Raw genomic sequence first — 11,194 nt, 5'->3', positions numbered from 1 at the left:
GTTATGTGCACTATTAAATGTACATATAATTATCATTTATATTTATCTTGTTGATATTAAATTTAATTATTATAAGAATTCTTCGAGTTATTTTGGCTATTGTCTTTTTTGTGACCATTTTATTTGACGCTCGTTTTACACTATTTTTCCGTGCTACTGGCGAGGTTGGTTTTCTTGATCCATTTTCAATGAGCGAATCATTCGCAGTCACGTCGCTGGTGGTTGATTGGATGTAAGTCGTCAGCGGATGCTAATAATAACTCTCTAGGATTGAGAAATGAAAAAAGTACAACGTCAAATGAAGTGGCTATTCCTCGCAGCCTCTATCAGCGCAGCACTACCAGTATCAGCCGCGAAAATGGTGCAGGTTGATGATCCAAGTCTACTAGAACAAGCTTTATCCATGCAGGCTCGCAGTATTGTGCCAACACAAAATGGCTTTCAGGTGATAAAAAGCGTCACTCTACCTAATGGTAAAGTCAAAGTCCGTTACCAGCAGATGTATCATGGTTTACCGGTCTTTAATACGTCAGTCGTAGCAACGCAAACTGAGAAAGGTATCGGCCAAGTTTACGGCATGATGGCGCAGCAAATTGATTCTGATGTGGTAAGTACTTCACCACAAGTTGAACAAAAGCAGGCGGTTAGCATTGCACTTACGCATTACCAACAACAAAACCCATCACTAACGAGTGCGGATCTTGTTACAGAAAACGAGCGTGCTCAATTGATGGTGCGTTTGGACGAAAACCAAATGGCTCAAATGGTTTATTTAGTCGACTTCTTTGTTGCAACCAATGAGCCTGCACGGCCATTTTTCTTTATTGATGCGAACTCTGGTGACGTATTACAAACTTGGGAAGGGTTAAACCATGCAGAGGCGACGGGTACTGGACCTGGTGGAAATCAGAAGACAGGTTTTTATCAGTACGGAACAGATTTCCCAGGGTTAGTGATAAATAAAGTAGGCAACACCTGTAGCATGATGAATAGCGCTGTAAAAACCGTGGATATGAAGCATGCGACATCGGGTGGTTCAACGTTCAGCTATTCATGTAGCGACGCGAGTAATTACAACGATTACAAAGCGATTAATGGCGCTTATTCACCGCTTAATGACGCACACTACTTTGGTAAAGTGGTGTTCGATATGTACAAAGACTGGATGAACACCACTCCATTAACCTTCCAGCTAACTATGCGTGTGCATTATGATAGCAACTATGAAAACGCCTTCTGGAACGGATCGTCCATGACCTTTGGTGATGGCCAAAATACATTTTATCCATTAGTGGATATCAACGTCAGCGCGCATGAAGTGAGCCACGGCTTTACCGAGCAGAACTCAGGGCTTGTTTACCAAAATATGTCTGGTGGTATCAATGAAGCGTTCTCTGATATTGCTGGGGAAGCGGCTGAATTTTATATGAAAGGCAGCGTTGACTGGGTGGTCGGGAGTGACATTTTCAAATCTTCCGGTGGCTTACGTTATTTTGATCAACCGTCAAAAGATGGCCGTTCTATCGATCACGCTTCTCAATACTACAATGGATTAAATGTTCACTATTCAAGTGGTGTGTTTAATCGCGCGTATTATTTGCTAGCCAACAAAGCCAATTGGTCGGTTCGTAAAGGTTTTGAAGTGTTCACCGTCGCTAACAAGTTATATTGGACAGCAAACAGTACCTTTGACCAAGGTGGATGTGGCGTCGCAAAAGCGGCACAAGACTTAGGTTATAACAAAGCGGATGTGGTTGATGCCTTTAACCAAGTGGGCGTAAATGCTAGCTGTGGCGTAGTGCCTCCAACGGAGAATGTACTAGAAAAAGGTAAACCAGTAATAGGGTTACAAGGTACGCGAAGCTCCGAAGCCTTCTATACCTTTACGGTCGCAAGCTCAACCAGCGCTAAAGTTTCGATCAGTTTGGGCTCAGGTGATGCTGATTTGTATGTCAAAGCCGGCAGCAAACCAACCACTTCTTCGTGGGATTGTCGCCCTTACAAATCGGGCAACAATGAACAGTGCACAATTTCTGCAACACCAGGAACCACCTACCATGTGATGCTCAAAGGCTATAGTAACTACAGTGGTGTAACGTTAAGACTGGATTAATCATCTTTATTGATTAAATTTAAAGGGGCACGAGTCAGTGCCCCTTTGTTATGTAGGAGGGTATTCAACGATAGGTTGTTCAACAACCACGGTGTTTGTTTCTAGTCTTTTCTTGCCAGCTTCTCCGCCTCCACAAATTCGCCTTGTCTTAAGCATCGAAACACCGATTTGTTGTTATGGCTTGCTATCGATATAACCACAGCACTTTTGTTATATGTAGTGTGAAAATGTCGTTAGATAAATTGATGGACGCAATTGCCGATCAAGGTTGGTACATATGGGATGACTTTTTAACACCAGAGCAAACCAAAAACCTACGAGCGTGTACGCCACCGCAGTTACAAGTGGCGCGAATTGGCAGGCACGATGCCTTGCAATTAGAGGTTGAAATACGCAACGATAAAATCCAATGGATTGAAAACAGCATGGGCTTGCCTGTGCAAGACTATTTGCAACGTATGGAGCAAATTCGGCAAGAGGTTAACCGCCACTTTTTTCTTGGGCTATTTGAATACGAAGCTCATTTTGCCAAATATGAAATAGGGGCATTCTACCAAAAACACCTCGACGCCTTTACAGGCAACGCCAGCCGCAAACTGACGACGGTATTTTATATGAATGATCGGTGGTGTGGTGCTGATGCAGGTGAGTTGGTTATTTACGATGTTGAAGATCAGTATCTCGCGACGGTTGCGCCGATAGCGGGGCGTTTACTGGTCTTTTTATCCGAACGTTTTCCGCATGAAGTACAACCTACCAACGCTGAGCGTTTCAGCATCGCTGGGTGGTTTCGCATTAATGGCGTGACAGGCAACAAGCTCGATATTGCCAGTTAACGCAAAAAAGCTAATAAGTAAGCGTGGCTTTTGTGCTGCCACGCTCTTTTATCAATCAAATTTGATCAGGGTAAAATGAGGATGTGACCATTATTCACTCCTATGACGTTACGCGGGCTTATTAAGATACGCGTTTTGCAAAATGTACATGCGCTTTACGTCACGATATTGGCCATTAATGAAGAATTCTTCAACTAAGTGCCCTTCCTCAACAAAGCCGGCTTTTTGGTATAAATGGATGGCTTTTTCGTTTTCCGTCGACACATGCAGGTAGATTTTGTGTAGGTTCAAAATGGTGAAAGAGTAGTCTAAGGCTTTGTTGATCAAGGTTTGTGCAAACCCTTTTCCTTGGTGCTCTGGCGTGATGATGATCTGAAACTCTCCACTGCGGTGAATGTAATCAATTTCAATTAATTCAACGAGACCGATCAGTTCCTTATCTCGGTTCTCAACCACAAACCGACGCTCGGCGTTATCGTGAATGTGCTTGTTGTACAGCTCTTCCAGCTCATCAAAAGATTCATAAGGCTCTTCAAACCAGTAAGACATAATGTTGCGGTTGTTATTGAGATCATGGATAAAGCGTAAGTCACCGCGCTCTAACGCTCTTAATGATAATTGATTATTCATAGCAAACCTTCATTGAACTAAGGCATTCATCTTATGCCGACTTTGTTGCAATACAAGTGGTTAGTCAGCAATTTTTTAAAATGCGTACGCTTACGTCTTGTGATCTGATGCCGCGAGATGAATCAGTTCGGTCAGTTTGTTTATGCTTTCCTGCCATGCCATGTTGTCTTCAAAGTTCGCTACACTGAAACGGATACAGTGTTGGAATTGTCCCTGCGTTGCAAAAAGATGCCCCGGCAGGAGGCTGATTTTGTTTTGCAGGCCACGTTGATAAAGCTCAAAACTATCGATGAATGACGGAAGTGTCAGCCAGCATAAAAATGAACCTTCAGGTCGGCTTAATTGAAACTGCCCTTGCAGCGACGGGTAGTGATTGAGCGAGGTGGTGAGCAATTTGGCAAAGCGCTGCTGGTTCAGTTGGTAAGTGCGGCGCATTTTGGCTAGATGTTGGCGGTACTTACCACTTTCGAGAAATTCCGCTACGGCTGATTGGATTAAATTCAAGCTGCCCATATTCTCGCTGAGCAATATCTTTTCTATTTGTGCTTGATACTTTCCCGCGATGATCCAACCGATCCTCAACCGTGAATCCAAGGTTTTGGAGAGCGAATTGATGTAAATAACGCGGCCTTTGCCATCCAGCATCTTCAAGCAAGGTATCGGCTTTTGAAAATACAGGCCACCAAACACATCATCTTCAATAATTGGTGTATCACCACTGACAGCCAAAAGCTGTTTACGTTTTTCCAGAGGCATTTGTGAACCGGTTGGGTTGTTAAAATTAGGCGTGACGAGAATCGCCTTAATCGGCCATTGAGATAGCGCTTGTTCGAGGGCGCTGATGTCGATGCCTTCGACACTATGGCTGGGGATCTCCACCACTTTTAAGCCTAATGATTCAAGCAACAGCAGCGTGCCAAAATAACAAGGTGACTCAACGGCCACAATGTCTTCGCGCTTGGTTAATGCACGAAATGCGAGGCTGATGGCCTGCTGACCGCCATGCGTAATGGCGATTTCTTGTGCTTTGATTTGTAGGCCCAAATCTTGCGATATTTTTAGCAGTTGTTTGACTAAATGGCTATTACCTGGCGGTAGCTGATAGTGGCTAGGAATGTGCGTTTGCTGGCGGCTGTGGCGGCCAATTTCTGCATACAAACTACGAATCGCGGCGCTTTGCGTATTAGGATGCGCTGAACCTGCGGGCATGTGATGTTTCACTGTGGGTTGAACCAAAATTGATTTAGATAAAGAGAGCAGGTCAATGCTATTGGGTTGTGGCAGCGGAATCTCCAAAGGGGTTACAGCACCTTGGACTCGATAGCCTGAACGAGGCTGAGAGTAGACGACATTCATCGCTTCTAACTCTTGATAAGCACGAATAACGGTATTTTTGCTGACAGACAATTGTTCGCATAGCTGGCGAATGGAAGGCATTTTATCGTGTGCGTGGAATAAACCATCGTCGATGGTCTGCTTAAGATGACGTTTTACCTCAGTATATTTAGGTTCAGTATATTTAGGATCCGTGTTTTTAAGCTTACTTTTCATTCTGTACCCACTAAATTATTCAAATCTGTGCCTTTTGCGCATAACTGTACCCAAATAAAGTAGCAGCATAGAATCGATTGTGGCTAGGAATTTTGTGATGTTTGTAAGAATGATCCCGTTCTTGTTTGTCGTGCTATGGGCATCTGGTTTCGTTGGCGCAAGGTTTGGCTTAATGTATGCGGAACCTGCCACGCTGCTCACGCTGCGCATGGTGGCGAACGTGGTGCTTTTTATTGGTTTGTTGTTATTGCTCAAAAGGCGCATTCCGCATGGTCGCCATTTGTGGCATTCCTGTATAACGGGTGTGTTGATTCATGGTTGCTATTTGGGCGGAACCTACCAAGCGATTTCTTGGGGAATGCCAGCAGGTTTAAGTGCTCTGCTGGTGGGGACGCAACCCATTTTGACTGCGCTGCTGCTGGTTTTTATGAGTACAGAGCGCTTTAATCTGGCGCAGTGGTTAGGGTTAGCTCTTGGGTTTTCTGGGATAAGTCTCGTCTTGATGGGTAACATTGAGTGGCAATCGGAACTGCACAAATGGCCTGCCATTAGTTTGTGTTTGTTATCTCTGCTCGGCATCACGCTCGGCACCTTATATCAGAAAAAATTTTGCCAAGGTGTGGATATGATTGGCAGCGCTACCGTGCAATATGTGGCTGCGTTATGCCTATTTTTACCTTGGGCTTGGAGCTTTGAAACCATGCAAGTGCAATGGACACCGACCTTTATCATGACACTGGTATGGCTGGTTGTGGTGCTGTCATGTGTCTCTATTTTATTGCTGTTGTATATGGTTGAACACGGTGCGGCCTCAAGTGTGGCTTCAGTGTTTTATCTTGTACCGCCAACCACCGCCATTCAAGCATGGCTTGCTTTTGATGAATCATTGGATGGGTTTGGTGTTGCGGGCTTCTGCCTTGCCGTTACGGCTGTTTATCTGGTGGTGAAAAAGCCGAATCTGCTGAGAAAATTGGCGAAACCGGTATTTGAGCGTTCATAAAATTCACCCCTATAAATCGAACTTAGAATGGGGTGCTCTGCTGGTGGTCGGGTAATCAATGGATAATTTCTGACTCGCGGCGGCACCTAATGACTTTGCCAATTTTTTCAGATTGATCTTAAGCGATGCACTCAAAAATGCGCTGCCCTTCCTCTGTTTTCCTAAAATATTTTACTGTGTCATCTAGTTTTAAACTAAGTGAAACACAACTGTCATATTTGCGTCCTAAAGTGAGTTTCGTTCAATACACAACGGCAATAAAGCCTCTTAAGGATATTTGTGATGAAAAAGACAGTAATCGGTGCAATCGCTCTTTTAGGTGCATTGGCAGTTAACCCAGTTTTTGCAAAAGAAACCATTTCTGCTGTTGGCTCTAGCAGCGTAACGCCATTGATGGAAGTTTTCTCTGAAACATATATGAAGAAAAACGCGGACGTGTTTATTGAGGTTCAAGGCCCAGGTTCTTCTGCCGGTATTAAAGCCGCTAAGAACGGCAGTGCGGATATTGGTATGTCTTCACGTGGCCTAAAAAGCTCAGAAAAAGAAGCATCATTAGTTGAAGAAAAGATCGCGCTTGATGGTATAGCGGTGGTTGTGCATCCAAGCAATAAAGTAAAAGGGTTGAGTGCTGAACAAGTCTCTGCTGTTTACCGAGGCGAGATTACGAATTGGAAAGATGTCGGTGGTGAAGACAAACCTATCGTTGCAATTACTCGCGATACCGCATCAGGGACTCGTGGTGCATTCGAAGAGATTATGAAACTGACAAAAAAAATCTCAGACAAGACGGTATCTGCTATCTCTCAACGAGCTCAAGTAGCTAACGGTAACGGCAGTTTGAAAACTATGGTTGCGTCTAACCCTTATTCCATCGGTTACATCTCTCTTGGCACCGTTGATAACACGGTTCATGCCTTAGCGGTAGACGGTACTGATGCATCGGTAGATAACGTGAAAAATGGTTCATACAAAGTGGCTCGTCCTTTCCTTGTACTGTACAAAAAAGGCCAACCATCCGCTCAAACGCAACAGTTCCTTGATTGGATGCTAACGCCTGAAGCTCAAAAACTCGTTGCAGAACATCACTATATCGCAGTGAACTAATTGACTCTCCCATTCGACTTGAAGTTGCAGCGACGTTGTTTCGTTCAGCCCAATCACATGCTTTATCCATGTGGATGGGAATTCACTGACTTGTTGTTTAGCCGCCACTTCAAGTTGTTTGGGGAAATAACTTTAAAAGTTTGCTTGGCCCATCGTTGGGGCTGAGCCTTTTCTATCCACGTCGATTCCATCGAATAGTGAGATTGATACTATGACCATCGCAACAAATAGTGAAAAGCTTATGAACAACGTTTCTACGCAAGCTTCCAAACGTGCACTTCGTGCTAAAAAGCGTGTGGACTGGAAAGAGCGCATTTTCCACGGGTTGTTTCTTACCAGTGCCATTATTGGCATTGTGTCTCTTGCCATCATTGCCTACTTTATTTTCCGCGAAAGTATTCCCGCATTTCAAGAAGTGGGTATCTCGGGTATCGTCCTTGGACAAGATTGGTTGCCGCCAGCTCTGTATGGTGTGGCAACTATGATTGTCGCTTCTGTGGTTTCAACGTTTGGTGCGGTTATCGTTGGTGTGCCTGTGGGCGTCCTTACCGCTATCTTCATTGCCGAAGTCGCACCAAAACGTGTCGCGAATATCATTCGCCCAGCCGTTGAATTGCTCGCTGGTATTCCTTCCGTGGTCTATGGTTTCTTTGGTCTTGTGATTATTGTTCCTTTGATTCAGGACATTTTCCAAGTTCCTGCGGGCAATACCATTCTCGCGGGCATTATTGTGCTTGGTGTCATGATCTTACCGACGGTGATTACCGTGTCCGAGACTTCTATTCGCGCAGTCCCTCATGCGTACAAAGAAGGTTCTTTGGCATTAGGTGCATCCAGTATTTTTACCATCTTCAAATTGCTGGTACCGGCAGCTCGCTCCGGAATTATGACCGGCGTCATCTTAGGAATTGGGCGTGCGCTCGGTGAAACCATGGCCATTATTATGGTGATGGGCAACGCGCCAGCGATGCCTGAAGGTATTTTAGACTCAGCACGCACGCTGACAGCCAATATTGCGATTGAAATGTCTTACGCAAGTGGTGTTCATGCCAGTGCGCTTTATGCAACAGGCGTTGTGCTATTGGCATTCATCATGATCTTGAATGCCACATTGCTCTATTTAAACCGTGAGAGAGCGAGATAATAGTGATGGATACAGTAAAACTAAAACGTGCCCGCCAGCTAAAAGATAACGTATTGAAAATATCTATTTGGATTGCGGCCGCTGTAACAGTCGGCTTCCTATTTTGGATTATCTGGTACATCCTTTCTAACGGGCTACAACACGTAGATTGGAATTTCGTTACTGACGATTACACCCGTACTGGCAATGAACACGGGATCTTCCCGATGATCATATCGACGATTTATATGGTGATCGCTTCTATTTCGGTGGCCGCCCCGTTGGGTATTATGACGGCGATTTATCTTACCGAATACGCCAAAATCGGTAGTCGCTTGGTGAAAGTGATCCGCTTTTGTACCGAATCTTTGGCGGGGATCCCCTCCATTATCTTTGGTCTATTTGGCATGACCTTCTTTGTGGTGATTCTAGGCTTAGGCTTCTCTATTTTGTCGGGTGCGCTAACGCTCAGCATTTTGATTTTGCCTGTGATCATTCGGACCACAGAAGAAGCGTTGATGGCCGTTCCTCAAACTTATCGCGAAGGTTCTTATGGTCTTGGAGCCTCAAAAATATACACCATTTGGCGTCTGATTTTGCCAAGTGCAATGCCCGGCATCCTCACGTCAATTATTTTGAGTATTGGTCGTGTTATTGGTGAGTCGGCTCCTGTGTTTTTAACCGCAGGAATGGTGGCACGTATTCCTGATTCATTGCTCGATTCAGGCCGCACCCTAACCGTTCACCTTTACAAACTCACAACAGAGCTGTTCACGGTTGAAGAGTGGAATCAAGCCTACGGCACAGCAACCGTGCTAATTGTGGTTGTGCTACTGATCAACATGGTGACGAAGCTAATCGCAAGACGATTTAATACCGCTTCTTATTAAGCAGAGCGTTGGGCGCGATTTACAGAATTTTGAGAGATAATAAGAATGAATAAATTTAATATTGAAAACCTAGACCTTTTTTATGGCGATAACCAAGCGCTAAAATCAATCAACCTGCCTATTCCAACTCGTCAAGTGACAGCGCTGATTGGCCCTTCTGGCTGCGGAAAATCGACTTTATTACGCTGTTTGAACCGAATGAATGACCTCATTGAAGGCGTGACTATCACCGGTAAATTGGCGATGGATGGGCAAGATATTTACGGCAATATTGATGTTGCAGATCTGCGTATCAAAGTGGGAATGGTGTTCCAAAAGCCAAATCCGTTCCCAATGAGTATTTATGAAAACGTGGCGTATGGGTTACGCGCACAAGGGATTAAAGATAAAAAGCACATCGATGAAGTGGTTGAGCGCTCATTGCGCGGCGCGGCGTTGTGGAATGAAGTAAAAGATCGCTTGAAGTCGCATGCGTTTGGCCGTTTGGCCTCTCTGGTGGTCAACAACAGCGTTTGTGTATCGCACGTACGATAGCGATGGAGCCGGATGTGATTTTGATGGATGAACCAACATCCGCCCTTGACCCGATTGCAACACACAAAATTGAAGAATTGATGGAAGAGCTGAAAAAGAATTACACCATCGTTATTGTCACGCACTCAATGCAGCAAGCGCGTCGTATTTCTGATCGCACGGCGTTTTTCTTAATGGGGGAATTGGTTGAACACAATGATACACAAGTGATTTTCAACAATCCTAAAGATGATAGAACTATGGGATATGTCAATGGCGATTTCGGCTAGTCACTTATTGCAGCGACTAACCTGAAATAATATCGAACTCATTATAACTATAAAGCGATGGTAACTTTGCCCCTCATACCGAGGGGCTTTTTTGTAGAAACTTCATTGCATACATATTCTTATCCGCAATATGTATTAATTGATTAATATTGGCTGAATCTTTAGGAAAAGAGGCAATACCGATACTGGTTGAAAGTTTTGCTCCCACTCCATTATCCACGAAGAAATTCTCTTTAAAACACGCTTTAATGTGGCGTTGCATAATGCTCAGTTCCATCGCATCTACGCTATGGATGATCAGGGCAAACTCATCACCCCCCATACGAAATACCGAATAATCAAAGGTTGGAATCGAATGTGTTAAGCGAAACGCTACTTGCTGCAACACACTGTCCCCTGCTTTATGACCATTTTGGTCGTTAATGGGCTTAAAGCCATTTAAGTCGAGAAGAAAGAGAGAGAAGGGGTTGTTGGTAGAAATTTGATTCAGCTCTTCAAACATAGCAAGGCGGTTAGCAAGCCCAGTTAGAGGGTCAGTTAATGCTAAGGTACGCTGAGCAACCGCTTCTTTATGAAAAATATAGCTAACTAAGCCAATGCAACCCAGCATCAAGAACATCAGCAGAAATTGTACCTGTGTTAGCCTATTTGCTTTTTCTTTTTGCTCTAGATAGATAGGGCTTTGCAGTTGAAAGTTTTGGTTTACATAGCCGATAACTTGGTCGTAAATCAAGTGGGCATGTTTTTCAAATACAGCCAATGACTTTTGATCTTTAACGGCCAGCAATAAGCTTTCTAATATTTTGAAATCATCAAAGTTGTTCTTAAAGAAATGCTGGGAATCCGTTCTACCCATAAAATTATCCGATTCCTTACTCGTTAGAATCAAGTCAAAACGGCTCCAAATCAGCTCATACTGCAACCAAGTGTGCGCTCTCTTCTCCTTTGACTCTAGGTAATAAGGAATCGAAGCAACCAGCTCAGAATACTCTTTGGTGAGCTGGAATAAATACCAAGTTGCATAGTTACGTTGGTCGGTATAGGAGTTGGCTAAAGAGCGTGTGGTCGAAAGTATATACAAATTAGCGACGATCAAGGCGACTGACAGGACAATCAACAGTGTTTTTGCCCGGTATAACAAGGG

General features: G+C 44.2%; 9 protein-coding genes and 1 pseudogene. 7 read left to right on the top strand and 3 right to left on the bottom strand.

Annotated features, from left to right (window positions below; all coding sequences use genetic code 11):
- Positions 1-277 precede the first annotated feature (277 nt).
- Both empA and B9J84_RS13165 read left to right on the top strand, forming a co-directional pair.
- Positions 278-2,113: a zinc metalloprotease EmpA gene (gene empA, locus B9J84_RS13170; RefSeq protein WP_094124323.1), complete on the top strand. Its 1,836-nt coding sequence runs from the start codon at positions 278-280 to the stop codon at positions 2,111-2,113.
- 227 nt (positions 2,114-2,340) lie between these two features.
- Complete coding sequence (locus tag B9J84_RS13165; protein WP_029189973.1) at positions 2,341-2,949, top strand: 2OG-Fe(II) oxygenase; 609 nt, start codon at positions 2,341-2,343, stop codon at positions 2,947-2,949.
- 108 nt (positions 2,950-3,057) lie between these two features.
- Here the strand turns inward: B9J84_RS13165 and speG are convergent, their stop codons facing one another.
- Together speG and B9J84_RS13155 are read right to left on the bottom strand one after the other, a co-directional pair.
- Complete coding sequence (gene speG, locus B9J84_RS13160; protein ID WP_013868118.1) at positions 3,058-3,579, bottom strand: spermidine N1-acetyltransferase; 522 nt, start codon at positions 3,577-3,579, stop codon at positions 3,058-3,060.
- 90 nt (positions 3,580-3,669) lie between these two features.
- Positions 3,670-5,130 (bottom strand): PLP-dependent aminotransferase family protein, encoded by a 1,461-nt coding sequence (locus B9J84_RS13155; protein WP_094124322.1) that lies wholly within the window; start codon positions 5,128-5,130, stop codon positions 3,670-3,672.
- 97 nt (positions 5,131-5,227) lie between these two features.
- On the opposite strand from B9J84_RS13155, the gene B9J84_RS13150 reads away from it, so the two are divergent.
- The 5 genes and pseudogenes from B9J84_RS13150 to pstB all read left to right on the top strand — a co-directional run bounded on the left by B9J84_RS13150 (position 5,228) and on the right by pstB (position 10,050).
- Complete coding sequence (locus B9J84_RS13150; RefSeq protein ID WP_179217570.1) at positions 5,228-6,130, top strand: EamA family transporter; 903 nt, start codon at positions 5,228-5,230, stop codon at positions 6,128-6,130.
- Positions 6,131-6,412: 282 nt separating this feature from the next.
- Positions 6,413-7,234, top strand: coding sequence for a phosphate ABC transporter substrate-binding protein (locus tag B9J84_RS13145; protein WP_026027935.1), 822 nt, complete (start codon positions 6,413-6,415; stop codon positions 7,232-7,234).
- A gap of 211 nt (positions 7,235-7,445) precedes the next feature.
- Entirely contained in the window at positions 7,446-8,378 is a 933-nt protein-coding gene (gene pstC / locus B9J84_RS13140; protein ID WP_017045968.1) for a phosphate ABC transporter permease subunit PstC, read from the top strand.
- Between the two features lie 5 nt (positions 8,379-8,383).
- Complete coding sequence (gene pstA, locus B9J84_RS13135; RefSeq protein ID WP_026027681.1) at positions 8,384-9,247, top strand: phosphate ABC transporter permease PstA; 864 nt, start codon at positions 8,384-8,386, stop codon at positions 9,245-9,247.
- A gap of 45 nt (positions 9,248-9,292) precedes the next feature.
- Positions 9,293-10,050, top strand: a pseudogene (gene pstB / locus B9J84_RS13130) (phosphate ABC transporter ATP-binding protein PstB).
- 73 nt (positions 10,051-10,123) lie between these two features.
- Here the strand turns inward: pstB and B9J84_RS13125 are convergent.
- Positions 10,124-11,194: GGDEF domain-containing protein (locus tag B9J84_RS13125; RefSeq protein ID WP_404207321.1), on the bottom strand; the 1,071-nt coding region annotated here is incomplete at its 5' end.

Origin of the sequence: Vibrio sp. V03_P4A6T147, from assembly GCF_002241085.1 — a bacterium.
In the GTDB taxonomy this organism is placed as follows: Bacteria; Pseudomonadota; Gammaproteobacteria; order Enterobacterales; family Vibrionaceae; genus Vibrio; species Vibrio anguillarum.
Note: the sequence above shows the minus strand (reverse complement) of the source record. Positions and strands in the feature narration are given on the sequence as shown.

Excerpts from the sequence above, each read along its gene's own strand:
- B9J84_RS13165 (WP_029189973.1), top strand. The coding sequence starts at position 2,341 with ATGTCGTTAGATAAATTGATGGACGCAATTGCCGATCAAGGTTGGTAC.
- empA (WP_094124323.1), top strand. The coding sequence starts at position 278 with ATGAAAAAAGTACAACGTCAAATGAAGTGGCTATTCCTCGCAGCCTCT.
- B9J84_RS13150 (WP_179217570.1), top strand. The coding sequence starts at position 5,228 with ATGTTTGTAAGAATGATCCCGTTCTTGTTTGTCGTGCTATGGGCATCT.
- B9J84_RS13155 (WP_094124322.1), bottom strand. The coding sequence starts at position 5,130 with ATGAAAAGTAAGCTTAAAAACACGGATCCTAAATATACTGAACCTAAA.
- B9J84_RS13145 (WP_026027935.1), top strand. The coding sequence starts at position 6,413 with ATGAAAAAGACAGTAATCGGTGCAATCGCTCTTTTAGGTGCATTGGCA.
- pstC (WP_017045968.1), top strand. The coding sequence starts at position 7,446 with ATGACCATCGCAACAAATAGTGAAAAGCTTATGAACAACGTTTCTACG.
- pstA (WP_026027681.1), top strand. The coding sequence starts at position 8,384 with ATGGATACAGTAAAACTAAAACGTGCCCGCCAGCTAAAAGATAACGTA.
- speG (WP_013868118.1), bottom strand. The coding sequence starts at position 3,579 with ATGAATAATCAATTATCATTAAGAGCGTTAGAGCGCGGTGACTTACGC.